The organism is Nonomuraea sp. NPDC004186 (assembly GCF_053603495.1).
This window is the reverse complement of sequence record NZ_JBSGFQ010000001.1, coordinates 94703-117507: the sequence shown is the minus strand read 5'-3', so window position 1 is coordinate 117507 and position 22805 is coordinate 94703. Positions and strand designations below refer to the sequence as shown.

General features: G+C 71.3%; 20 protein-coding genes. 11 read left to right on the top strand and 9 right to left on the bottom strand.

Annotated features, from left to right (window positions below; genetic code table 11):
* Window positions 1-171: 171 nt before the first annotated feature.
* Window positions 172-1680 (top strand): phytoene desaturase family protein, encoded by a 1509-nt coding sequence (locus tag ACWEPL_RS00510; protein WP_452434467.1) that lies wholly within the window; start codon window positions 172-174, stop codon window positions 1678-1680.
* Between the two features lie 29 nt (window positions 1681-1709).
* Here the strand turns inward: ACWEPL_RS00510 and ACWEPL_RS00505 are convergent, their stop codons facing one another.
* Window positions 1710-2267, bottom strand: a complete 558-nt coding sequence (locus ACWEPL_RS00505) for a TetR/AcrR family transcriptional regulator (RefSeq protein WP_452434465.1) — start codon at window positions 2265-2267, stop codon at window positions 1710-1712.
* Between the two features lie 86 nt (window positions 2268-2353).
* On the opposite strand from ACWEPL_RS00505, the gene ACWEPL_RS00500 reads away from it, so the two are divergent.
* From ACWEPL_RS00500 to ACWEPL_RS00475, 6 genes are all read left to right on the top strand, one after another.
* Entirely contained in the window at window positions 2354-3556 is a 1203-nt protein-coding gene (locus ACWEPL_RS00500) for a cytochrome P450 (RefSeq protein ID WP_363965428.1), read from the top strand.
* A 63-nt stretch (window positions 3557-3619) separates the two neighbouring features.
* Window positions 3620-4321 carry a response regulator transcription factor gene (locus tag ACWEPL_RS00495; RefSeq protein ID WP_350722270.1) on the top strand — a complete coding sequence of 234 codons (702 nt, stop codon included), beginning with the start codon at window positions 3620-3622 and terminating at the stop codon, window positions 4319-4321.
* Entirely contained in the window at window positions 4318-5691 is a 1374-nt protein-coding gene (locus ACWEPL_RS00490) for a HAMP domain-containing sensor histidine kinase (RefSeq protein ID WP_355194896.1), read from the top strand. The genes ACWEPL_RS00495 and ACWEPL_RS00490 overlap by 4 nt, the downstream gene beginning before the upstream one ends.
* A 24-nt stretch (window positions 5692-5715) precedes the next feature.
* On the top strand, window positions 5716-6891 hold the full coding sequence (locus tag ACWEPL_RS00485; protein ID WP_363965425.1) for a bifunctional glycosyltransferase family 2/GtrA family protein: 1176 nt from the start codon (window positions 5716-5718) through the stop codon (window positions 6889-6891).
* Complete coding sequence (locus ACWEPL_RS00480) at window positions 6888-8927, top strand: ArnT family glycosyltransferase (RefSeq protein ID WP_452434462.1); 2040 nt, start codon at window positions 6888-6890, stop codon at window positions 8925-8927. Before ACWEPL_RS00485 ends, ACWEPL_RS00480 begins: the two co-directional genes overlap by 4 nt.
* A 197-nt stretch (window positions 8928-9124) precedes the next feature.
* Window positions 9125-9643: an N-acetylmuramoyl-L-alanine amidase gene (locus tag ACWEPL_RS00475; RefSeq protein WP_363965421.1), complete on the top strand. Its 519-nt coding sequence runs from the start codon at window positions 9125-9127 to the stop codon at window positions 9641-9643.
* 18 nt (window positions 9644-9661) lie between these two features.
* On the opposite strand, the gene ACWEPL_RS00470 is transcribed toward ACWEPL_RS00475, so the two are convergent.
* The 3 genes from ACWEPL_RS00470 to ACWEPL_RS00460 are packed head-to-tail and all read right to left on the bottom strand — an operon-like array spanning window position 9662 to window position 13632.
* On the bottom strand, window positions 9662-11596 hold the full coding sequence (locus ACWEPL_RS00470) for a peroxidase family protein (RefSeq protein WP_452434460.1): 1935 nt from the start codon (window positions 11594-11596) through the stop codon (window positions 9662-9664).
* A gap of 48 nt (window positions 11597-11644) precedes the next feature.
* Window positions 11645-12574: an acetoacetate decarboxylase family protein gene (locus ACWEPL_RS00465; RefSeq protein WP_452434458.1), complete on the bottom strand. Its 930-nt coding sequence runs from the start codon at window positions 12572-12574 to the stop codon at window positions 11645-11647.
* A complete protein-coding gene (locus ACWEPL_RS00460) occupies window positions 12571-13632 on the bottom strand; it encodes a hypothetical protein (protein WP_363965413.1) in 1062 nt (353 codons plus the stop codon). Before ACWEPL_RS00460 ends, ACWEPL_RS00465 begins: the two co-directional genes overlap by 4 nt.
* A 157-nt stretch (window positions 13633-13789) precedes the next feature.
* Between ACWEPL_RS00460 and ACWEPL_RS00455 the strand changes: the two genes are divergently transcribed.
* From ACWEPL_RS00455 to ACWEPL_RS00440, 4 genes are read left to right on the top strand one after another with little or no spacing between them, the layout of a single operon-like run.
* Entirely contained in the window at window positions 13790-16162 is a 2373-nt protein-coding gene (locus ACWEPL_RS00455) for a GMC family oxidoreductase (RefSeq protein ID WP_452434455.1), read from the top strand.
* A gap of 48 nt (window positions 16163-16210) precedes the next feature.
* The gene (locus ACWEPL_RS00450; protein WP_452434453.1) at window positions 16211-17044 is read left to right on the top strand and encodes an ATP-binding cassette domain-containing protein; all 834 of its coding nucleotides are present in this window, start codon (window positions 16211-16213) and stop codon (window positions 17042-17044) included.
* Complete coding sequence (locus tag ACWEPL_RS00445) at window positions 17041-17988, top strand: ABC transporter permease (RefSeq protein ID WP_355194914.1); 948 nt, start codon at window positions 17041-17043, stop codon at window positions 17986-17988. The genes ACWEPL_RS00450 and ACWEPL_RS00445 overlap by 4 nt, the downstream gene beginning before the upstream one ends.
* A gap of 14 nt (window positions 17989-18002) precedes the next feature.
* A complete protein-coding gene (locus tag ACWEPL_RS00440; RefSeq protein ID WP_452434451.1) occupies window positions 18003-18968 on the top strand; it encodes an ABC transporter substrate-binding protein in 966 nt (321 codons plus the stop codon).
* Window positions 18969-19305: 337 nt separating this feature from the next.
* Here the strand turns inward: ACWEPL_RS00440 and ACWEPL_RS00435 are convergent, their stop codons facing one another.
* The 5 genes from ACWEPL_RS00435 to ACWEPL_RS00415 all read right to left on the bottom strand — a co-directional run bounded on the left by ACWEPL_RS00435 (window position 19306) and on the right by ACWEPL_RS00415 (window position 22793).
* Complete coding sequence (locus ACWEPL_RS00435; RefSeq protein WP_192786285.1) at window positions 19306-19572, bottom strand: hypothetical protein; 267 nt, start codon at window positions 19570-19572, stop codon at window positions 19306-19308.
* A 69-nt stretch (window positions 19573-19641) separates the two neighbouring features.
* The gene (locus tag ACWEPL_RS00430; protein WP_363965403.1) at window positions 19642-20493 is read right to left on the bottom strand and encodes a helix-turn-helix domain-containing protein; all 852 of its coding nucleotides are present in this window, start codon (window positions 20491-20493) and stop codon (window positions 19642-19644) included.
* A gap of 57 nt (window positions 20494-20550) precedes the next feature.
* Window positions 20551-20805 (bottom strand): hypothetical protein, encoded by a 255-nt coding sequence (locus tag ACWEPL_RS00425; protein ID WP_355194919.1) that lies wholly within the window; start codon window positions 20803-20805, stop codon window positions 20551-20553.
* Between the two features lie 86 nt (window positions 20806-20891).
* Entirely contained in the window at window positions 20892-21905 is a 1014-nt protein-coding gene (locus ACWEPL_RS00420; protein WP_452434448.1) for a phosphotransferase family protein, read from the bottom strand.
* Window positions 21906-21986: 81 nt separating this feature from the next.
* The gene (locus tag ACWEPL_RS00415) at window positions 21987-22793 is read right to left on the bottom strand and encodes a GNAT family N-acetyltransferase (protein WP_452434446.1); all 807 of its coding nucleotides are present in this window, start codon (window positions 22791-22793) and stop codon (window positions 21987-21989) included.
* Between the last annotated feature and the right edge of the window lie 12 nt (window positions 22794-22805).

The window sequence follows — 22805 nt, the reverse complement described above, 5'->3', positions numbered from 1 at the left end:
GTATTTTACGGGATTTTGCGTGGAGCTCAGCAGCTTGCAGGGCTGATCAGGTGGCGGTCCACCTGAGGATCACACAGGGGGTGCGGCGCCCGCCAGTGACCCCGCGGATCGGGAGAAATGTCCGAGAGTGAGCGTTGACGGATGGTGTGGGTGGGGTCGTATGGTGCGGTGATGGGGTCGTATGACGTGATCGTGGCCGGAGGCGGGCACAACGGGCTGGTGGCGGCCGCCTACCTGGCCGGAGCGGGACGCAGCGTGCTCGTCCTGGAACGCCACGACCACGTGGGCGGCCTGGCGATCTCCACGCGGGCCTTCCCCGGCGTCGACGTACGGCTGTCGCGCTACTCCTACCTCGTCAGCCTCCTGCCCTCCGCGATCGTCCGTGACCTGGGGCTGGACCTGGAGCTGCGCCGCCGCCGCTACGCCTCGTACACGCCCAAGGGCGACACCGGCCTGCTCGTCGACAACGAGGACGCGGCGGCCACGGCGGCGTCGTTCAGGGGCGTCACCGGTGGCGAGGCCGACCACGAGGCGTGGCGGGACTTCTACGCCATGACCGCGCGCGTGGCGCAGGCGCTGGCGCCCACGCTGCTCGAACCCCTCCCGTCCGCCGCCGAGGTCGAACGGCTCGTCGGCCCCGAGGCGTGGCGGGACCTGTTCCGGCGGCCGATCGGGCGGACCGTGGAGGAGCGGTTCGAGGACGACACCGTGCGCGGCGTGGTGCTGACCGACGCGCTCATCGGCACGTTCGCCGACCCCGCCACCGACCTGCTCGCCAACCGGTGCTTCCTCTACCACGTGATCGGCGACGGCACCGGCGAGTGGAACGTCCCCGTCGGCGGCATGGGCGCCGTCTCGGGGGCGCTCGAGGCGGCCGCCAGGCGGGCGGGCGCCGAGATCAGGACCGGGGCCGAGATCGTCGGGATCTCGCCGTCCGGCGAGGTCACGTTCGCGGACGAGGGTGGCGAGCACACGGTGAACGGCGGCCACGTGCTGGTCAACCTCCCGCCGGCCGTCCTCGACCGGGTGCTGGGCAGGCCCGGGGAGGTGCCGGAGGGCGCGCAGCTGAAGGTCAACATGGTGCTGACGAGGCTGCCCCGGCTGAAGGACGCGTCCGTGGATCCGCGGGCGGCCTTCAGCGGCACGTTCCACATCAACGAGAGCCGCGACCAGCTCGCCGCGGCCTACGGGCAGGCGGCGCGCGGGGAGATCCCGGAGCTGCCGCCGGCCGAGGTCTACTGCCATTCGCTGACCGACCCGTCCATCCTCGGGCCGGGGCTGAGGGGCAGGGCCGAGACGATGACGCTGTTCGGCCTCCACATGCCCGCCCGCCTTTTCCGGAAAAATCCGGATAAAGCGAGAAAGGCCGCCCTGGACGCCACCTTCGCCTCCATCAACTCCGTCCTCGCCGAGCCCATCGAGGAATGCCTGCTCAGGGCCCCCGACGGCACCCTGTGTGCCGAGGCCAAGACCCCGGTCGACCTCGAGAACGAGGCCGGGCTGCCCGGCGGCCACATCTTCCACACCGACCTGAGCTGGCCGTACGCGGAAGAAGGCGAGCGGTGGGGCGTGGAGACCGAGCACGAGCGCATCCTGATGTGCGGCGCCGGCGCCCGCAGGGGCGGCGGCGTGAGCGGCATCGCCGGCCACAACGCGGCCATGTCGGTACTGAAGCGCTGACCCCCTGCCGCTTGGGCCGGCCTCCTGGGCTAATCCTCCGAGATCAGCCTCGTGGCCACCTCCATGGCCACGGCCGACCGCTCCGCCTCCGGCACGTCCAGGTCGAAGAGGAACGGCACGCTGCCCAGGATCACCGCGAACACCGCCAGCCGGGCCTCGAACTTCCGCACCGGGCCGGACTCCGGATCCTCCAGCAGGGACACCATCTTGACGATCCCGGTCTGCATCCGCTCACCGGCCGGCAGGCCCTGCATCACACCCTGGTTGACCTGCGCGAACTTGAACAGAGGACGCCACTGCCCCTCCAGCAGCTCGCCGATCCGCCGCAGGATCTCCCGCCTCGATTCGGGGGTCCTGGGCTGCGCGTGCCCCCACTCCACCAGCTCGTCGATCGACTCGGCCAGCCGCTCTCCGACGCTCTCCAGGATCGCCTCTTTGGTGCTGAAGTGGTAGTAGAGCGCCGGCCGGGTGATCTGCAGCCGCTCGGCCACCTCCTGCAGCGTGGTCTGCTCGTACCCCTGCTCGGCGAACAGCTCCAGCGCCACCTGCCGGATCCGGTCCCTGGTGTCCGTCCGCCGCCCTGCCATCCCGCTCCCATCACTTGACGACCGGCCCGCGATTGCTTACTTTCGCGTAAGTAAGCAATGCGATCCGGCTTGTACGGGAGCAGACTATGGCCGAAACCTTCCCTGTCCAGCGCACCTGCCCGTTCGCGCCCCCGCCCGAGTACGAGCGGATGCGCGAGCAGGCCCCCCTCGTACGGGCCTCGCTCCCCGGCGGGGACGTCTGGCTCGTCACCCGGCACGCCGCGGCCAAACAGGTCCTGTCGGGCACGGGCATCAGCACCAACCCGGCGACCCCCGGTCACCCCAACTGGGCGTTCAGACCGGAGCCGCCCACCCCCGAGGAGCGGGCCGCGGCGAAGGAGTTCGCGATCGGACACTTCATCGACCTCGACCCGCCCGAGCACGGCCGGTTCCGGCGGCTGCTCATCCCCGAGTTCACCGTCAGGCGTGTCAAGGAGCTGCGGCCCGGCATCCAGCGCACCGTGGACGAGCTCATCGACGACATGCTGGCCAAGGGCGACGAGGCGGAGCTGGTGGAGGCGTTCGGGCTGGCGCTGCCGTCGCTGGTCATCTGCCAGCTGCTCGGCGTCCCCGTCGACGACCGCGAGTTCTTCCAGTCGCGCACCCGCGAGATGCTCTCCAGCGCCGACGGCCCCGACGCGAGCTTCGCCGCGATCATGGCGCTCAGGGACTACCTCGACACCCTGGTCGCCAAGGCGGAGCGGCAGCCCAAGGACGACCTGCTCGGGCGGCTGATCGAGAGCGGTCAGCTCACCCATGCCGAGCTCGTGGGCGTGACCTTCCTGCTGCTCGTCGCGGGCCACGAGACCACCGCGAACATGATCCCGCTCTCCGCCCTCACCCTCCTGCGCCACCCCGCCCAGCTCGCCGCGCTGCGCGAGAACCCGGACAAGTGGCCCATGGCGGTGGACGAACTGCTGCGCTACCACTCGATCGTGGACTGGGTGGCGTTCGACCGGGTGGCCGTCGAGGACCAGGAGATCGACGGACAGCTCGTCAGGGAGGGCGAGGGCATCTTCGTGCTCGGCGCCTCCGCCAACAGGGACGAGCGGGCGTTCGAGCGGCCGGACGAGTTCGACGTCGAGCGCGGGGCCCGCCACCACGTGGCGTTCGGGTACGGTGTCCACCAGTGCCTCGGCCAGAACCTGGCCAGGGCCGAGATGGAGATCGCGCTGCGCACGCTGTTCGAGCGCATCCCCGGCCTGCGGGTCACCGTGCCGGACGAGGAGCTGCCGATCAAGAGCGACGGACCCATCTTCGGGCTCAAGGCGATGCCTGTGGCGTGGTGATCTCATGGAACGCGCATGATGGCGTTTATCAGGTTTTCATGATGAGCCTCTAGCGTTTGTCGCATGAGTGAGCCCGCACGGTTGCTGGTGGTGGACGACGAGCCCGCGTTGCGCGAGGCGCTGCAGTCGAGCCTGGAGTTCGAGGGCTACAAGGTCGTCACGGCCAACGACGGGCAGGCGGCGCTGGACGCGGTCGCGGCCGACACCTACGACGCCGTGCTGCTCGACGTCATGATGCCCCGGCTCGACGGGCTGACCGCGTGCCGGCGCCTGCGCGCCTCGGGCAACCACATCCCGGTCCTCATGCTCACCGCCCGCGACGCGGTGGGCGACCGGGTCTCGGGGCTCGACGCGGGGGCCGACGACTACCTCGTCAAGCCGTTCGAGCTGGACGAGCTGCTGGCCCGCGTCCGCGCGCTGCTGCGGCGGGGCGCGCTGAGCTCGAGCCCCGCCGAGGGCGCCGACACGCTCACGTACGGCGACCTGCGCATGGACCTGGCGACCAGGGAGGTCACGCGCGCCGACCGCCGGCTGGACCTGACGCGGACCGAGTACCTGCTGATGGAGCTGTTCCTGGCGCACCCGCGTCAGGTGCTCACGAGGGACCAGATCCTCAGCGAGGTGTGGGGGTTCGACTTCGAGCCGACGTCCAACTCGCTCGACGTGTACGTCATGTACCTGCGGCGCAAGACCGAGGCCGGGGGGCAGCCCCGCGTGATCCACACGGTGCGCGGGGTGGGGTACGTCCTACGGGCCACGCCGTGATCTGGCGCAGCCTCCGCACCCGCCTCACACTCCTGGTCGCGGTCGCCGTCGCCCTGGCGGTGGCGGTCAGCGCGGGTGCGTGCTTCATGATCGTCCGGCACCAGCTGTACGAGCAGGTGGACCGGCAGCTCGGCAACCCGCCCGGCAAGAGTCCACGCGGGCAGCTGGAGTGGCTCCAGCGCGAGTGCGGCCCGGTCCCGAACCCCCAGGACCATTACGGCCCGCCGGGCACCACCCAGCTCATCTTCGCCGACGACCGTCCTCCGTGCTACACGAGCGCCGCTCTCGTGGTCACCGAGGAGGACAAAGGGGTGGCCGCCAGCCCGGGGGCGAAGCACTGGCACAACGGGGTTACCGACGACGGCACGGAGATGCGCATCCTCACCGAGAACGTGGGGCCGGGCATGGCTGTGATGGATGCCGTCCCACTCGGTCAGCTGCGCAACACGCTGAAGATGGTGGCGTTGCTTCTTGGCGCGGTGGCCGCGCTGGGCGTGCTGGCCGCGGCGACCGCCGGCTTGCTCATCGCCCGGGCCGCGCTGCGTCCCGTGGGTCGCCTGACCAAAGCGGTCGAGCACATCGCGCAGACCGAGGACCTCGACACTCACATCCCCGTCGAAGGCAACGACGAGATCGCCCGCCTCTCATCCTCCTTCAACGCCATGACCACCGCCCTGGCCGGCTCCCGCGAGCGTCAGAAGCAGCTCGTCGCCGACGCCGGCCACGAGCTGCGCACCCCCCTGACCACCCTGCGCACCAACATCGACCTCCTCCTCCGCAGCGAGCAGACGGGCCGCAGCCTCGACCCCGAGGCCAAGAAACGCCTGCTCACCAACGTCAAGGCCCAGTTCGCCGAGCTGTCCACGCTCGTCGCCGACCTCCTCCAGCTGGCCAGGGGCGACACCGAGCACGAGCCGCACGTCGAGCTGCCCTTCCACGAGGTCGTGACGGCGGCCGTCGAGCGGGCCAGGCTGCGCGGCGCCGAGGTGGTCAGCGACCTCAGGCCCTGGTACGTCGTCGGCAGCGCCACCTCCCTCGAACGCGCCGTGCTCAACCTCATCGACAACGCCGCAAAGTTCAGTCCCGGCGGCCAGGTCGAGGTGTCCTTGTCGCACGGCCGGCTGTCCGTGCGGGACCACGGCCCAGGGCTGCCGGAGGAGGAGCTGCCGCACGTCTTCGAGCGCTTCTGGCGCTCCCCGTCCGCCCGTGGCCTGCCCGGATCCGGGCTGGGCCTGGCGATCGTGGCGCAGGCCGTCGCGGAGGCCGGGGGAGAGGTACGTCTGGCGAACGCGCCCGGTGGTGGAGCGATCGCGACAATGGACCTTCCCGGAACTCTCATGCGTAACTCAGAATCGGATAAGTCCCGTTAAAGACCCGACCCGTGAGCTGGCTGCATGGAGATAACAGCAGTAAGGACGCGCCTGGTCGAGGTGGTCGTCCCGGTCTACAACGAGCAGCGGGCGCTCCGCGAGAGCATCACCCGGCTGCAGACGTACCTCACCGGCAACTTCCCCTACGGCTTCCGCATCACGATCGCCGACAACGCCAGCACCGACAACACCTGGCAGATCGCCACGGAGCTCTCCCAGGAGCTCCCGCACGTGCGGGCCGTGCACCTCGACGAGAAGGGCCGCGGCCGGGCGCTGCGGCTGGTCTGGTCGCAGAGCGAGGCCGACGTCGTCAGCTACATGGACGTGGACCTGTCCACCGACCTCGACGCGTTCCTCCCGCTGGTCGCGCCGCTCCTGTCCGGCCACAGCGACCTGGCCATCGGCACCCGCCTGGCCAGGGCATCGCGGGTCGAGCGGGGGCCGAAGCGCGAGTTCATCTCCCGCTCGTACAACCTGCTGCTGCGCTCGGTGATGGGGGCCGGGTTCTCGGACGCGCAGTGCGGGTTCAAGGCCGTCCGTACGGAGATCGCGCAGGCGCTGCTGCCCGGCGTCGAGGACGAGCAGTGGTTCTTCGACACCGAGCTGCTGCTGCTCGCCGAACGGCACGGGCTGCGCATCCACGAGGTGCCCGTGGACTGGGTGGACGATCCGGACAGCCGGGTCGACATCATCCAGACCGCGCTCGACGACCTGCGCGGCCTGGCCAGGGTCGCGCGTAAGACGCTGTCGGGGGCGGCCCGCATCCCGGTGCCGGCCCGGGTCCAGCGGGCCGAGCTGCCGAAGGGGATGGCCAAGCAGCTGCCCAGGTTCGCGATCGTCGGCGTGGTGAGCACGCTGGCGTACCTGGCGCTGTTCTCGCTGCTGCGGCAGATCGTCTCCCCACTGGCCGCCAACGCGGTCGCGCTGCTGGTCACGGCCGTGGCCAACACCGCCGCGAACCGCCGTTTCACGTTCGGCGTCAAGGGCTCGGTCGGGGCGATGCGGCACCAGTTCGAGGGCCTGATCGCGTTCTTCGTCGGGCTGGCGCTCACCTCGGGCAGCCTCGCGCTGCTGCCCGCCGGCGTCTCGCACGGGGTGGAGCTGGTCGCGGTCATCATCGCCAACGCGGCGGCCACGCTCGTCCGCTTCCTGCTGCTGCGTGTGTGGGTCTTCAACCCCAGGCGGAGGACGGCACGATGACCGCCACCGCCATGCGGCCCGGGCACCGGGCCGCCACGAGCCGCAGCCTGCCCGCACGCGTCCTGCTGGGCGCCGAGGAGGACCCGCGCTGGTCGCGGCCCGCCATGTGGGCGGTGCTCGCCGTCGCTTTCGTCCTGTACGCGTGGGGGCTGAGCGGCAACGCCAACGAGTACTACGCCGCCGCCGTCCTGTCCGGCACGCAGAGCTGGAAGGCGTTTTTTTTCGGCGCGCTCGACGCCGGGTCGTTCATCACCGTGGACAAGCCGCCGCTGGCGCTGTGGGTGATGGGGCTGTCCGCGCGGATCTTCGGCTACGGCACGTGGAGCATGCTGCTCCCGCAGGCCCTGGCCGGGGTGGCCGCCGTCGGCCTCGTCTACTCGGCCGTGCGCCGCGCCTGCTCCGGGAGGACGTACGCCGACGCGGCGGCCCTGGTCGCGGCCGTGGTCATGACGCTCACTCCGATCACCGTGGCGATCAACCGGGACAACAACCCCGACACGATCCTCGTGCTGCTGCTCGTGCTGGCGGCCTGGTTCTGCCTGGAGTCGCTGCGTACCGGGCGCCTGCGGTCGCTGCTGGTGTGCGCGCTCTTCGTGGGGCTGGCCTTCAACGCGAAAATGCTCCAGGCGTATCTGGTGGTGCCGGCCTTCGCGCTGGCGTACCTGCTGTGCGCCCGCGTGCCGTGGCTCAGGCGGGTGGGGCACCTGCTGGCGGCCGGCCTGGTCATGCTGGTGTCGAGCGCCTGGTGGATGGTGATCGTCGACCTCTGGCCCAGCGACTCGCGCCCGTACGTCGGCGGCTCCACGGACAACTCCGTCTGGGACCTGGTGATCGGCTACAACGGGCTCGGCCGGATCTTCGGCCAGGGCGGCGGCCCCGGCGGCGGACCCGGTGGTGGCGGTGGTGGTGGCGGCTTCGGCGGGGAGTCCGGGGCCGGGCGGCTGTTCAACGACATCCTGGCGGGGCAGATCTCCTGGCTGCTGCCGTTCTGCGTGGTGGCGCTGGCGTTCGCCGCGGTCATGCGGGTGCGCCGGATCGAAGGCCCGTCCGGGGCGGCGTGGCTGGTGTGGGGCGGCTGGCTGGTCGTCCACTACGTCGTGTTCAGCTTCTCCAGCGGCACCTTCCACCCGTACTACACGACCGCGATGGCGCCCGCCGTGGCCGCGCTGTGCGGACTGGGCGGGGTGGCCATATGGCAGGAGTATCGCCGCTCGCGGACCTGGGCCTGGGCGCTGCCGCTGGCGGTGGCGCTGACGGGCGGCTGGTCGTTCGTGGTGCTGCGCCGCACGCCCGACTGGGCGCCGTGGCTGGCCTGGGTCGTGCTCGGGGCGACCTTGGCGGCCGTGGTGGTGCTGGTGCTGGCCAGGGTACGGGCGCAGGTGACGATCAGGATCGCCGCCCTCGCGCTGGCGGCCACGGTGGTCGCCGGGCTGGCCGGGCCCGCCGCGTACGCCGTCACGCCGCTGGGGTCGCAGGTGAACGGGACGAACCCGACCGCCGGCCCGAACGCGGGGCAGATGGGCTTCGGCCGGATGGGCGGCGGCGCGGGCGGCCAGTTCCGGGGCGGTCAGTTCCCGGGCGGCCAGTTCCCCGGCCGCGACTTCCCCGGCGGCCAGACACCCAACGGCCAGCTGCCCACCGGGCAGGACGCGGGCGACGGGACGGGGCGGACCGGCCGGGCAGGCTTCATGGGCGGCGGTCCCGGCGGCGGGATGAGCGACTCCATGGTCAAGTACCTCCTGGCGAACCAGGGCAAGGCCACCTGGCTGGTCGCGGTGAACAGCGCCATGCAGGCCTCGCCGACCATCCTATCCACCGGCAGGCCCGTGCTCGCCATGGGCGGCTTCACCGGCAGCGACGCCGCCATGACCGTGGATCGCCTCAAAGAGCTCACCTCCTCCGGGCAACTCCGCTACGTTCTGTCGGGCGGCGACCGCGGCGGTCCGGGCCGGGGCAACACCGAGGTGACCACCTGGGTCCAGCAGAACTGCAAGGCCGTGGACGGCCAGGACGGCCTCTACGACTGCGCCGCGTAACGGGAAAGGGGCGCCTTGACGGTGCCCCTACCCATCAACCAGCACATTCTCGGGCCATCTGCCCATCAAGGCCCAAGTCGCCCAAGGCAGGATGAAATATGGCCAACGATCCCGGCATCCCCGCGCGTCGCATTTCTCTCTCCCGCTCCTCTGCTGCCTAACCTGCGAAAAGTCGAGCACTTAACTAGGGGGAGACCATGACGATCAACATCGTCAAGCGCAGTGCCTGGAACGCCCGCCCGCCGGCAGACCCGGACGCCGTCGTCAAGGTCCCGTGGTCGAAGCGCAGGGAGTTCGTCGTCCACTACACCGAGGGACCGACGACGCAGACGCCGCGGCAGATCCAGGACTTCCACATGGACGAGCGGAGGTGGAACGACATCGGCTACAACTTCCTCGTGCGGGACGACGGCACCGTGTACGAGGGCCGCGGCTGGGACGTGCAGGGGGCCCACGCCACGGATCACAACGTCCGCGGCATCGGATGCGCCTACATCGGCCTGAACAACCCGACCGACGCCGTGAAGATGGCGCTCCGGGCCCTGTACGACGAGGCCTGCGCCAAGGCCGGCCGTACGCTGGACAAGCGCGGCCACGGCGATGTGGGCGACACCGACTGCCCCGGCACGAAGCTGCTGGCCTGGGTGCATTCCGGCATGCAGGTCCCCGCCGCGGCGGGCGTCAATCTGCCGTCGGACGACGACCGGCTCGCCTGACGCGGCGGGGACGGCACCTCAGGCCGTGACGCCGGACCGGCGCCACGGCGCGAACGCGTTCCCCACGCGGTGCAGGGCCGGGCGCAGCTCCGGATGGTGGCGCAGGATCACTGAGGCCATGCTGCTGTTCGCGATCCAGTCCAGCCCTGCCCTCGTGTAGACGCGCTCGGCGTAGTCAGGGGTGAAGAACCTGTCGCTGTTGAGCCTCCGCGAGGCCATGAGAATGAAGACCCGGAAGGCCGTGTCGCTGAAGGCGAACCCTTCCGGGCGCTTCTCGGCGAACATGCCCACGACCAGGTCGACGTCCTCCAGCCGGTCCGCGTACACCTCGCGCAGCTCCTCCGCCAGCGCCGGGTCGTCCGTGAGCGTGTCGAACCCGCTCGCCGGCGGCAGGTTGAGCAGCCTGCGGAACTCGTTGTAGCGGGGCACGCCCAGCTCCCGGCAGCGGATCAGGTCCGTGGCCGCCAGGTCCACCAGCTTGCCGTCGGGACGTTCGAACTCCTGCAGCAGGCGCGGGAAGTTGTGCAGGACGATCGCGCCCGGGTGCTCGGTCCCGAAGGAGTACAGCAGGTCGGCGGCGGAGATGGCCGAGGCGACCCGCAGCGCCGCGGGGCCGGACAACTCGCGCAGCGTGGTGTCGCGGATCCGGGAGTCGTCGCGCAGGTGGCGCAGGCTGTAGTCGTCGGGGATCAGCGGGTGCATCCGGTAGACGGCGGCGAACTCCTCGGTGATGCTGAACGGCACCCCGAAGTGGTCCGTGCGCGAACCCGGGATGCCGCTGATCGTCTCGCTCCGGCTGATCCTGCCCAGCGCTTTGTTGATCGGCTCGGAGGCCAGGCCCCACCAGTTGGCCCGCAGGCCGGTCACCGCCGTGGGGTGGCTGATGACCGCGGGAGTCCACTCCACGGTGTGGATCTTGGCGACGAGCGCGGCGTTGATCAGCCTGGCGCGCTCGAACAGCTCGTCGTCGCCCCAGGCCGGATACTCGGCGTGCAGCCGTTCGCAGATGGCGTTGTGCTCGTGCTCGAACAGCCCCTGCATCATCACCAGGCCGAGCCAGAAGCCCGGTTCGCGGGTCGGGTCGGCCTTTCCGCCCGCCATCGCCCGGGTCCCGGACGGGCGATGGCGGATCCTCCCCCGGGTTCCGGTGCGAAGGGCGCGCTGCTCCTCGTCGCTCAGGCCGTAGACCAGCGACAGGTCCCACCAGTGGGTGAGCGTGTTCAGCGAGGTCGCGGGGCCCTCGTAGCCGGGCGGGCGGGTCGGGTCGGGAGGGACCCGCGGGATCGTCAGCAGGGGTTCGGGCCAGTCGTCGCCCGGCTCCAGCGGGATGGTCCACGGGTCCTCCGACGGGCTGATCCCGTGGCTGAACCAGTCCCTGATCATGAACTGCAGCCAGGTCGCGGCCAGGACGTTGAGGGAGCGCGCGGGCTGGAACTCGGTCCGCGTCATGAGCCGCCGGCTGATCGTGCGCGGGTTCGGCGTCATGACCCGCTCGGGAGGCTCGGCGTACGCGTGGTCCAACGGGACGTTCCGCCCGAACCGGGTCCCGGCCATGCCCATGGCCGGATGGTCCACGTCGTTGTACGAGCCGTTGGCGGTCCGCCGTACGTCGTGACCCTTCGGATCCGGGACGGGGGGCGGCGGGCCGACGGAGGGCAGGCGGCCGGTGTCGTACAGGTTCTGTTTGCGCAGCCGGTTGCGGATGCCCACCAGGACCGCCAGGCCGAGCGGAGTGGGCAGCCGGTCCCAGCCGAAGCGGTGGTCGAGCGCCCGGGCCAGCGCGTCGTAGGCGGTCCAGAACCATGAGCGGCGATAGCCCGCCCCGGCGACCGGCGGTTCCCGCCCGGCGGGCGGCCGGACGCGTTCGGGCGCTTCGGCGCGCTCGGGCGCGGGCGCGGTGGCGTGGGCGGAGGCGGCGGTGAGGCGCGCGGCGATACGGAGTCGGTGCTTCATCGGATCTCCCCGTGGGCGGTCGGCTGCGGGTTTTCTGTGAGCGGTCGGCTACGGCATCGGCGCCGCATACTCGCGCGGCCGGGGCAGGCCCAGGAGGCGGTCCGTCGCCGCGCGGTCGGGAGGCGGCAGCCGGTCCTGCCCGAGCCCCAGTCCGACCACGGACTCCAGGCCCTCCCGGGGCGGCGGGGGCGGCGTGGCCGAGGTGCGGAACCAGCTCTCCACGTGGTCGTGGAGCACCCCGCGCACGGAGGGGATGAAGGCGGTCAGGAACGGCCGGTCGCGGATGTCGAGCCGCTTCAGCCAGTCCGCCCGCTCGTGGTCGCCGAGCAGGAGCCGGCTCTCCGGGCCGCCGCCCCACGACAGGCCCATCCGGCCGCAGAGCGTGACGGACGACTTCCAGAGCATCCCGCGGAAGGAGGCGTAGCCGATGCCGGTGAACCGCATCGGCAGCCACGCCCGCGGCGGGCGCGGCACGTCCACGCGCATGACCAGTCGCCCGTCGAGGTCGTACTGGCTGCTGACCGTGGACCCGTCGGTGACGAAGTCGAGCGAGGCGCGCCGCTTGGGCATGCCCCAGATGCCGCGGCCGCCCTTGACGGAGATCTCGGTGCTCACCGGCATGTCACCGATGTGGACGCCGGTGCCGAAGGCCGAGCGGAACAGCAGCGGGAGCAGCGGCGGGGCGGGCCGGTCGCCCGGCGTGCACAGGATCCCGGTGCAGAACTCCACGTACGTGCCGATCGGGGTGTCCTGGTAGTCCACGACCGCGATCAGCAGCACTCCCTCGCCGCGGATCCGGTACGGGCTCAGCTCCTCCGGCAGCGCCTCACGCGCGCCGCGCGGGTCGATCGGGTAGGCGGCGATGAACGCCGGGCTGCTCCGCGTCCCCACCGGCATCCGGAACGGGATGCCGTCCACGTTGGCGAATCGGCCGACGACTCTGCCGGCTGGGCGCCGGCGTCGTGCGGTGAAGGTCATCGGTCCCCCCTGTGCCGGGCCGGCGTGCCGGCCAGCTCCTCGATGATCAGCGGAAAGACGTCGCGGTGGGCGCGCTCGCCGAAGAACACGTCCAGATGGCTGTATCCGCAGAGAAGGTGCAAGGAGTGGTGGGGGGCGAAGCGGGAGAAGAAGTCGTAGGACCGGCGCTGGCTCTCCGGGAGGAAGCAGCGGTTCAGCTCGCCCGCCAGGAAGACGATCCGGGCGTCCGTACGCGGTTCCTGCGCCGTGTAGTCGTCCGGCAGGCCGTCGATGTGCTCGTAGCTGACCAGGTGGCCGCTGCGTACGCATTTGTCCATCTGCCGGAAGAAGGTCAGCGGCACCGGGCCGAACTCGTGCGGGATCCAGAGGTCGTGCGTGGCCGCGCCGAGGTTCTCGTGCCGCCACAACGCGGGGCAGCCGCTGCCGTACGTGAAGCTGACCAGCTTGCACACCGTGCTCCCGCACTCGGCGTGGGCGGCCTTGACCAGCTGGGTGATCAGCGCGGCCGCGCCCGGTGGCGGGTGGTCGCCCCAGGACGGGTCGAGGTAGGGCAGGAACCTGCGCGTGACCGGCACCGCGTACCGGAGCTTGGCCCGCGACCAGCGCGGCACGACCGGGTGCAGGGACACCGCGTTCGTGATGATCGTGTCGACCTGGGGCACCAGGCCCGCGCACGCGGACATCATGAACGAGGTCGAGCCCTGGCAGTGGATGATCGCCTTGATCCGGTCGGCCCCGGTCTCCTCGACGACCTTGCGCACCGCGGCGGGGTGGTCGTATCCCGCCGCCTGGTCGAGGGTCCACGGGTTGGGCGGCAGGTCGATGCTGGCCCGCCAGTCCTCCAGCCAGACGTCGTAGCCCTGCGAGACGAGCATGTCGACGACGCTGGCAGGCACCGGCGCACGGAACACCTTGGACCGGACCCCCGCGCCGTGCACGAGGAGGACCGGGGGCTTGGCCGGCGGGGCGTGCCCGCGCACGTTGACGAGGCGCAGGTTCTTGCCGTCTCCGGCGGTGAAGGGTACGACGCGTTCGTGTGTAGCGGGTCGTCCATGCATACCGATCGCCACGATCTCGGGCCGCTGCCGGCCCCGGGCCGGCAGACCTGGTCTGGACTCCTGGACTTCCTGGTTCCGGTGCTCAGCTCACCGATCGGTTACTCTTGCATTCTACATCTCCCCGACTTTTCGGACCTGTCCGGACGAGGGAGAGACAATGCGCCATAACGGTTCTGACCAGGCAAGACGTCCTGCCCGCGAGCACGCCGACGTCGTCGTGGTGGGCTCGGGGTTCGGCGGCGCCGTGGCGGCCTATCGGTTCGCGGAAGCGGGGCTGCGGGTGGTCGTGCTGGAGCGCGGCCGGTCGTACCCGCCGGGGTCGTTCCCGCGCGCGCCCGCCGCGATGGCGCGCAACCTGTGGGATCCGAGCGAGGGCCTGTACGGCCTGTTCGACCTGTGGAGCTTCCGCGGGCTCGGCGCGGCCGTCTCCAGCGGGCTCGGCGGCGGCTCCCTCATCTACGCCAATGTGCTGCTGCGCAAGCCGGAGCGGTGGTTCGTGAAGGAGAGCCCGCTACCCGGCGGCGGCTACGAGCACTGGCCCGTCACGCGGGCCGACCTCGACCCGCACTACGACGCCGTGGAGCGGATGCTCCAGCCCCAGCGCTACCCCCTCGGCCAGCCGCCGTACGACACCACGGCCAAGACCCTCGCCATGCGCGAGGCGGCCGGGCGGCTGGGACTGGAGTGGGAGCTGCCGCCGCTGGCCGTCGCCTTCGCCCCGGAGCCCGGCGGCCATCCCGCTCCCGGGCTGCCCATCCCGGACCCGGAGTACGGCAACCTGCACGGCCTGCCGCGTACGACGTGCCGGCTGCGCGGCGAGTGCGACCTCGGCTGCAACGACGGCGCCAAGAACTCCCTCGACCACACGTACCTGTCGGCGGCCCGGCACGCCGGCGCCGACCTGCGCACCCTGCACGAGGTACGGTGGCTCGCCCCCGCTCCCGGCGGCGGCTACGCCGTGAGCTACGTGGTGCACGAACCGCGCGAGGACCGGCGGCGGGTCAACACCCGGCGGCTGCCCCAGCGCACGATCACCTGTGACCGGCTCGTCCTGGCCGCGGGCACGCTCGGGACGACGTACCTGCTGCTGACCTGCGCTTCGGAGTTCCCCGGCCTGAGCCCCATGCTCGGGGCCCGCTTCAGCGGCAACGGCGACCTCCTCACGCTGGTCACGGACGCCCGCGACGGCGCGGGCCGCCACCGCTCGCTGGAGGGCAGCCGCGGACCCGTGATCACCAGCGCCATCCGGGTGCCGGACGCGGCCGACTCGGGGCACGGGGACCGCCGTGGCTTCCTGGTCGAGGACGCGGGCTACCCGCCCTTCGCCGAGTGGCTGGGGGAGTTCGCCGGGGTGCGCGGCCAGGCCAGGAGGGCCGGCAGGTTCGTGCTGCGCAGGATCGGGGCCCTGCTGAGCCACTCGCCGAGCAGCCGGATCAACGCCGAACTGGCCGCGCTGCTCGGCGACGGGCACCTGTCCGACGGGTCGCTGGGCCTGCTCGGCATGGGCCGCGACGTCCCCGACGGCGTCATGCGCCTGCGCCGCGGCTACCTCGACGTCGACTGGACGACCGCCACGTCCATGCCGTACTTCACCACGATGCGCGCGGTCATGCGGGACATGGCCCGGGTCCTGCGGGCCGGCTACCGCGACAACCCCCTGTGGCTGGCCCGCAAGGTAATCACGGTGCACCCGCTCGGCGGCGCCCCGATGGGCCGCCACCCCACGGAGGGCGTCGTGGACGAGTACGGCGAGGTGTTCGGGCATCCGGGCCTGTACGTCCTGGACGGGGCCTGCGTGCCCGGCCCGGTCGGCGTCAACCCCTCCCTGACCATCGCCGCGATCTCGGACCGGGCCTGCGAGCACGTCCTGGAGACCGCGCCCCGGACGGCGGCGCGGCGCGCCGGGGTATCGTCCGGCCTGAGCTTCACCGAGGAGATGCGCGGCCACGTCATGCCCGGCTCCGCCGACCCGGAGGAGGGCGAGCGGCTGGGACGCGCGAACGGGCACCCGCTGGCGGTTCACCTGACCATCACCGCCGGCGACGTCGAGCGGTTCGTGGCCGACGCCGGGCACGAGGCGTCCGCCGCCGGGTGGGTGACCTGTCCCGTGCTCGGCGGCGGACGCCTGCGGGTGGAGGGCGGGTCGTTCAACCTGTTCGTGGCGGGAGAGGACCCGGCCCGGCGGCGGATGCTCTACCGCCTGCACTTCACCGGCGACGGGGACGCTCCGCTGACGCTCACCGGGGTCAAGGACGTGCACGACGACCCCGGGGCCGATCTGTGGTCCGACACCTCCACCCTGTACGTCCGGATCCTGCGCGGGCACACCCGCCCGGCGGACGACGCGGAGGCCGAGGTGGTCGCCGCGGGGATCATCCGCATCCACCTGCCGGACTTCCTGCACCAGCTGACGACGTTCCGCACGTGGGGGCCCGACGGGGCCGCGGGGCTGGTGCGGTTCGGCCGGCTGTTCCTGGGCGAGTTGTGGGAGGCCTACCACGACCTCGCGGCGGGATCGCGGGTGCCCTGACGGCCGCGCGGCCTTGACAACGATGTCAATCGGCTTCTTGATGTTCTTATGGCCGTACCACTGATCGCCGCCCGCGGGATCATGAAGAGCTACGGCCACGTCGAGGCGCTGCGCGGCGCGGACTTCACCCTGCGGCCCGGCGAGGTGGTCGCCCTGATCGGCGACAACGGCGCGGGGAAGTCCACGCTCGCGAAGATCCTCTCGGGCGTCGAACGGCCGGACGCCGGGACGGTCGAGGTGGACGGCGAGCCGGTGGCGTTCGGCTCAGCCGAGGAGGCCAGGGGCGCCGGGATCGAGACCGTCTACCAGGATCTCGCGCTCTGCGCCGACCTCAGCCCCGCGGCCAACTTCTTCCTCGGCAGGGAACTGCTCAGGCCCGGCCTCCTCGGCCTGCTCGGCGTACTGGACAACGCCGCCATGCGCCGGGCCACGCGCGAGGCGTGCGAACGGCTCGGCGTGCGGCTCGCGTCCCAGACCGCGCCGGTCTCCGGCCTGTCCGGCGGGCAGCGGCAGGGCGTCGCGGTGGCCAGGGCGGTGACGTGGGCGCGGCGGGTGGTGTTCATGGACGAGCCCACGGCCGCGCTCGGGGTCGTGCAGACCCAGCGCGTGCTCGACCTCATCCGGGGCGTGCGCGACTCGGGCGTGTCCGTGGTGCTGATCAGCCACAACATGCAGGACGTGATGGCGGTGTCCGACCGGGTGGAGGTGCTGCGGCTCGGACGCCGGGTGGCCCGCTTCGAGACCGCGCGCGTCTCGATGGAGGAGCTGGTCGGGGCCATGACCGGCGCGATCGAAGCGCGGGAGGAAGCGCTGGACGAAGCGCTGGACGGGGACGGCGAGCCGGACGGCCCTGGTCCCGACGGGCGGGAGGGCGGCCGATGAAGGGGGTGCGGCTGGGGGAGCTGCAGGTCGTGTGGATCGGCCTGGTGCTGGTCGCGCTGCTGGCGGCGTTCTCGATCCTGGCGCCCACCACGTTCCCCACCTCGTTCAACCTGCTCAACCTCGTCAGCGACGCGGCCATCCTGCTGCTGCTCGCCACCGGCATGACGTACGTGATCATCACGGCGGGGATCGACCTGTCGGTGGGCGGGGTGCTGGTGTTCTCGGCGGTGGCGGCCGCCGAGGTCATGGACGCCACCGGCTCGCTCGCGCTCGGCACCCTGGCCGCCCTCGTGACGGGGCTGGCGTGGGGCGTGCTGAACGGCGTGCTGATCGCCCTGGGCCGCATCCCCGCGCTCATCGTGACGCTCGGGACGCTGGGCATGTCGCTCGGCGGGGCCCTGCTGCTCACCGGCGGGGTCGATCTGCGCGCCCCCACGGACCTGAACCTCGGTCTCGGTCTGGCGCGCTGGCTGGGCGTACCGCTGATCGTGTGGATCTGCGCCGCCATCACGGCCGCGCTCGCGCTCATGCTCGCCTGGACCCGCTTCGGGCGGCACACGTACGCGATCGGGTCCAACGCCGAGGCCGCCCGGCGCGGCGGCGTGGCCGTGCGCCGGCACCTGATCAAGGTGTACGGCCTGGCGGGCCTGCTGGCCGGGCTGGCCGGGCACCTGTCGCTCGCCAAGTACGGCATCACCGGCGTGTCCGCCCACTCCACCGACAACCTGCAGGCCATCGCCGCCGTGGTGATCGGCGGCACCTCGTTGTTCGGCGGCGTGGGGACGGTGGCCGGGACGGTCATCGGGGTGTTCATCCCGGTCGTGCTGCAGAACGGCTTCCAGATCCTGGGCGTGCGGCCGTTCTGGCAGCAGGTGGTGGTGGGCGCCGTGCTCGTCGCCGCCGTCTACGTCGACCAGTGGAGGCGCAGGGCCCGGGACCAGTAGGAGGAGGCACCACGATGCGCAAGGCTGTGGCAGCTCTGGGAACGCTGCTGTTGACGATCGCCGCCTGCGGCGGGCAGGGCGGGCAGAGCGGAGGCGGCGGCCAGGTCAGGGTGACGCTCGTGCAGGGGCTGGCGGGCGAGGAGTTCTACGAGACCATGGCCTGCGGGGCGAAGGCCAAGGCCAAGGAACTGGGCGTGGCGCTGGACGTCCAGGGGCCGCAGAAGTTCGACCCGACGTTGCAGACGCCGATCGTCAACTCGGTGGTGGCGAGCAAGCCGGACGCCATGCTCATCGCGCCGACCGACGTCAAGGCCATGATCGCGCCGCTGACCCAGGCCAGGCAGCAGGGCATCAAGATCATCCTGGTGGACACGGTGGTCGAGGACCCGGGCATCGGCCTGTCCAGGATCAGCACCGACAACGTCAAGGGCGGGGCGGCGGCGGCCAAGGCGCTGGCGGAGCAGATCGGCGACAAGGGCAAGGCGCTGGTCATCTCCACGGACCCGGGCGTGAGCACCGTGGACGCCCGCATCAAGGGGTTCGAGGAGGAGATCAAGGCTTCGCATCCCGGGATCACGTTCCTGGGTGTGCAGTACTCGCACAACGACGTCGGTGAGGCCTCCAAGATCGTCAACGCCGCTCTGGCCAAGGACCCCGACCTGGCGGGGATCTTCGCCGCGAACCTCAACTCCGCCACCGGCGCCGGATCCGCCCTCCAGCAGGCGGGCAAGCTGGGTCAGGTCAAGATGGTGGGCTTCGACGCGGGGCCCGCGCAGGTGAAGCAGCTCAAGGACGGCGTCGTACAGGCGCTCATCGCGCAGCTGCCCGGGGACATCGGGGCCAAGGGGGTGGAGCAGGCGGTCGCGGCGGTCAAGGGGCAGCAGGTCACGCCGTCGATCCCGACGGACGCCACCATCGTCACCGCGCAGAACGTGGACCAGCCGGAGGTGCAGAAGATCCTCTACAAGGCCGGCTGCTGACCGGCCCGGACCGCCGCTTCGGCGCGCTCGCCGGCTCGGCGCCGTCCGCTGAGCCGCCGACCCGGCGGCGCCGCCCGCGACCGCGCACCCGGGAGACGGGCGGGCGGCATCGAACGGCGTCCAAAGGGGCGCTGCGACCTCCTGCCCGCCTTCGCCCGCCCGGTCGGCGCGAGAGGCGTCCTGAGGCGCTGGGGCGTGGGTGTGGGCGGTGTGGGCCCGTGGTGGGACCCCTGCCGGAGGGCGCGTGCCGGGGCCGGTTGGTGGTGGCTGCGGGGCGCAGGGCCGAAATTCCGCGTCGGAGGCCGTAAGCCGTGTTTCGGGCTGAGCGCGGGAAGAGTCAGGCGGGGAGGGCGGCGAGGAGGAAGGCGAGGCGGGCGGCGGCGGACTCGACGTCTTCGGCGGTGCCCAGGCGGTAGCCCCACGAGGTGATGTACGCGCCCTCGTCCGAGCACGTCACCGTCTCCGTCAGCGTGGCCGAGAAGCGATTGCGGACCGACACGTAGGCCGGGTCGCTCGACAGGGCGAGGCTCTGGATGGTCAGGTCAGCGTGACGACCTGCGTGCCAGGCGAATCGCTCGAGGCAGAGCGCGGTATCAAGCATCATGCGTCACCTCCGCAACGTCTCGCGACAGAATTGCACGATCTTGGGTGGGGAGGCAAGCAATTGCTGCGGTTAATGTGATGTTTGTTTGCGGTAATCGTGAAGAATTCCGATGATGACCTCCCGCCCGGGTTCGTCGAACTCCGCCACCTTCGCATAGTCATCGAAGGCCCGGACGTAGAAGCCGATGTCATCGGGATCGCGAAGGATCAGGTCCTTCGTCATGGTTTCCACCCCGACCATGGCCTCGTTGTAGATCCAGAAGCCGTTGATCGGGCTCGACGGCAGCTCCGTGCTGAACGGGATCACGCCGAACTCGACGTTCGGCAGCGTGCTGACGGCGAGTAATCGGTCGAGCTGGCCGCGCATCACCTCGGGCGGGGCGAGGGAGGTACGCAGTGCCGCCTCCGTCACCACGAACCTGAACGTGCGCGTCCGGTCGTACAGGATCTCCTGGCGCTGCATGCGCACCCGCACCGCCGCGTCGATCTGGTCGGCCGCGCTGTAGAGGCGCTTGACCTTGCGGAAGACGTGCCTGGCGTACTCGGAGGTCTGCAGCAGGCCCACGATGATGCCGGGCTCGAACACGCGGAAGAGCTTCGTGCGCGCCTCCAGGTCGCGGATGTCCTCCTGGAGGGCGGCCAGGCCGCTGCGGTGGCGCTGCTTCCAGTCGTCGTGCCGTTCGAGCAGCGCGATGGCCTGCCTGATGAGCTCGTCGGTCGTGTCGGGCGAGGCGCGTACGGCCTGCGCCCACACGACCACGTCATCCTCCGTGGCAGTCTGCCGGGCGTTCTCCAGGCGGGAGACCTTGGACGGCTGCCAGCCCAGCCGCTGGGCCAGCTCCTTGCCCGACAGGTGCGCGGCTTCGCGCAGCTGTCGTAACTGGCCGCCAAGGTCGATGCGCGCCTGCTGAAACGACGTCACGCCGCAAGAGGCTAGCCCTGCTTGCGTGGATCATGCCAGTGTCACTCGCAATTGTGATCAAGCGGTGGCCGAGGGTGTTCCTCCGCTGGTCGGGAAAGCGGTTGCCGGGCCGTCGGGGAGGACCCGGCGGGCGATTTCGGTGATGAGCTCGCGCGGAACCTCGACCGCGGTCTCGCCATCGAGCACGTCACGGAGGTCCGCGAGCGCCTCCGCGTCGGTGACTTGCAGACCTTGCACGACGATGGTGCCGCGATCGGTCTCGTACAGGGTGGGACAGGCGCCCGCCTCCGAGGTGGAGCCGAGGAACCGCATTCGCATGACGATCCTTCCCCGATAACCGGTGCAATTGCGCGCAATTGTACGACTCGGGGGTTAAGAAGTGATCGTTTTTCCGGAAATCAGCCGAGAACGCCGTCCATAAACTGATGTGCCCGTTCGAACAGTTGCAGGGTTGTTTCGTGTAGTACGTCCCCTATGTCCTTTGGTGCCTTTCCCGCGAACGCCCGCGCGTGCGAGCCCTCCAGGACGATGCCGAGCTTGAAGCAGGCCATCACCGCGTACCAGCCGATGGCCGACAGGTCGCGCTCCGACAGCGCCGCGTAGTACTCGATGAGCTCGCGCGGCTCCGGCAGCCCGGGGACGTGGCCGTTGTTGCTGGGCCAGGTGGCCAGCAGCCAGCCGAGGTCGAGCAGCGGGTCGCCGATCGTGCTCATCTCCCAGTCCACGATCGCGGCCACGCGGGGGCCGTCGCAGGCGAACATCAGGTTCGCGAAGTGGTAGTCGCCGTGCATGATCCCCGGGGTGAACGTCCGGGGCAGGTTGCGCGCCAGCCAGTCGGCCGTCTCGGGCAGGCCCGGAATGTCGGGGCCCGGATAGCCGTCCAGCTCGCCGTACGAGTCGAGCTCCTTGAGCCAGCGCGGCACCTGCCGCTCCAGGAACCCCTCCGGCCTGCCGAACCCCGGCAGCACCCCCGGATCGACCCGCCCCAGCTCGGCCAGCGCGGCCGCGGCCTCCAGCCCCATGCGGTGCCTGATCGCGGCGTCGGAGGCGTGCGGCTCCGGCAGGCCCGTCGAGGGGTTGAACCCGTCGACCGGCTCCATCAGGTAGAACACCGGCTCCCGCTCGGTCTGCGCGGCCACCAGCCTGGGCGCGGGCACGGGCGTGCCGCGCAGCGCCGCCAGCACCCGCGCCTCGCGGCGCAGCACCTCGTTGCTCCTGCTGCGGGCGTGCAGGGGAGGCCGGCGCAGGATGTACGGGCGGCCGCCGCGCTCGAAGCGGACCATGACGTTCTGCGTGCCGCCCAGGACCGGCGCGACGTCCGTGATCGGGCCGCCGGGCAGGCCCTGGGCGTCCATCCACGTGCCGAGCGCGGCGAGGTCGATGGCGCTGACGTCGATGTGGGTGGAGGTCATGATCGCCCTTCGGCAGAATCATATTCTGGTCGCCCGACCCTACGAGAGCGCCGCGCACCCGGTCAACCCGGCGCCGTGCGGTCAGCCCAGCGCCTGCATGAACGGCAGGAACTGGCAGGCGCGCTCGCCCGGCAGGTCGCCGCCGTGCACCATCCTCGCGGTCCGCCACGGGTGGCCCATGCCGTGCGCGACCGCCCACGCGACCAGGCCGTCCATCGCCTCGTCCAGGTCCATGCGCACCTCGCCGCCCACGTCCAGCGCCAGGTCCGCGATCAGCGCCCGCGCGGTCTCCTCGTCCCGCGCCACGACCGGGCCGATCACGGTGTTGTCGTCGTTGCGCCAGCAGTGGCCGAAGCCGCCGTCCGCGATCCGTACCCGCTCGCCGAAGCCGAACATCCGCCGCAGCAGCGCCGACCTGTCCGTCCCGAACAGCTCCGCGTCCAGCTTCACGATCTCGCCCAGGTCGGCCTCCGTGGCCGGGCGGGTCCGGCCCGACGGCTCGCCCGCGAACACGCCCGTGTGCTTGACGACCCCGCCGACGGCCCGGAACCCCACCTGCTCGTACAGGGGGCGGCCGTTGTCGGTGGCGAAGAGGGAGACCGTACGGCTGCCGGCCCGCTCCATCACGTGCTCCATGAGCCGGCGGGCCAGCCCCTGCCTGGCGTACCTGGACGCGGTGAGGACCATGCTGATCACGGCGTGGTCGTCGCCGTAGCAGGTCAGGACGTTCGTGGCGGCCAGGCCGTCGCCGTCGGGGGCGTCGATGCCGTACACCTCGCCGACCTCGAGCAGGAGGCCCCACTTGTGGCGCTCGGGGGGCCAGTCGCGATCCTTGGCCAGGCGGGTGCAGTCGTCGAGGTCCTCGTGGGTGAGGCGGCGGATGGCCATGGTTGCACCCTA

Bases quoted from the DNA above. Each gene is read 5' to 3' on its own strand.
- ACWEPL_RS00510 (WP_452434467.1), top strand. From the start codon at position 172: ATGGGGTCGTATGACGTGATCGTGGCCGGAGGCGGGCACAACGGGCTG.
- ACWEPL_RS00505 (WP_452434465.1), bottom strand. From the start codon at position 2,267: ATGGCAGGGCGGCGGACGGACACCAGGGACCGGATCCGGCAGGTGGCG.
- ACWEPL_RS00500 (WP_363965428.1), top strand. From the start codon at position 2,354: ATGGCCGAAACCTTCCCTGTCCAGCGCACCTGCCCGTTCGCGCCCCCG.
- ACWEPL_RS00495 (WP_350722270.1), top strand. From the start codon at position 3,620: ATGAGTGAGCCCGCACGGTTGCTGGTGGTGGACGACGAGCCCGCGTTG.
- ACWEPL_RS00485 (WP_363965425.1), top strand. From the start codon at position 5,716: ATGGAGATAACAGCAGTAAGGACGCGCCTGGTCGAGGTGGTCGTCCCG.
- ACWEPL_RS00480 (WP_452434462.1), top strand. From the start codon at position 6,888: ATGACCGCCACCGCCATGCGGCCCGGGCACCGGGCCGCCACGAGCCGC.
- ACWEPL_RS00475 (WP_363965421.1), top strand. From the start codon at position 9,125: ATGACGATCAACATCGTCAAGCGCAGTGCCTGGAACGCCCGCCCGCCG.
- ACWEPL_RS00470 (WP_452434460.1), bottom strand. From the start codon at position 11,596: ATGAAGCACCGACTCCGTATCGCCGCGCGCCTCACCGCCGCCTCCGCC.
- ACWEPL_RS00465 (WP_452434458.1), bottom strand. From the start codon at position 12,574: ATGACCTTCACCGCACGACGCCGGCGCCCAGCCGGCAGAGTCGTCGGC.
- ACWEPL_RS00460 (WP_363965413.1), bottom strand. From the start codon at position 13,632: ATGCATGGACGACCCGCTACACACGAACGCGTCGTACCCTTCACCGCC.
- ACWEPL_RS00455 (WP_452434455.1), top strand. From the start codon at position 13,790: ATGCGCCATAACGGTTCTGACCAGGCAAGACGTCCTGCCCGCGAGCAC.
- ACWEPL_RS00450 (WP_452434453.1), top strand. From the start codon at position 16,211: ATGGCCGTACCACTGATCGCCGCCCGCGGGATCATGAAGAGCTACGGC.
- ACWEPL_RS00445 (WP_355194914.1), top strand. From the start codon at position 17,041: ATGAAGGGGGTGCGGCTGGGGGAGCTGCAGGTCGTGTGGATCGGCCTG.
- ACWEPL_RS00440 (WP_452434451.1), top strand. From the start codon at position 18,003: ATGCGCAAGGCTGTGGCAGCTCTGGGAACGCTGCTGTTGACGATCGCC.
- ACWEPL_RS00435 (WP_192786285.1), bottom strand. From the start codon at position 19,572: ATGATGCTTGATACCGCGCTCTGCCTCGAGCGATTCGCCTGGCACGCA.
- ACWEPL_RS00425 (WP_355194919.1), bottom strand. From the start codon at position 20,805: ATGCGGTTCCTCGGCTCCACCTCGGAGGCGGGCGCCTGTCCCACCCTG.
- ACWEPL_RS00420 (WP_452434448.1), bottom strand. From the start codon at position 21,905: ATGACCTCCACCCACATCGACGTCAGCGCCATCGACCTCGCCGCGCTC.
- ACWEPL_RS00415 (WP_452434446.1), bottom strand. From the start codon at position 22,793: ATGGCCATCCGCCGCCTCACCCACGAGGACCTCGACGACTGCACCCGC.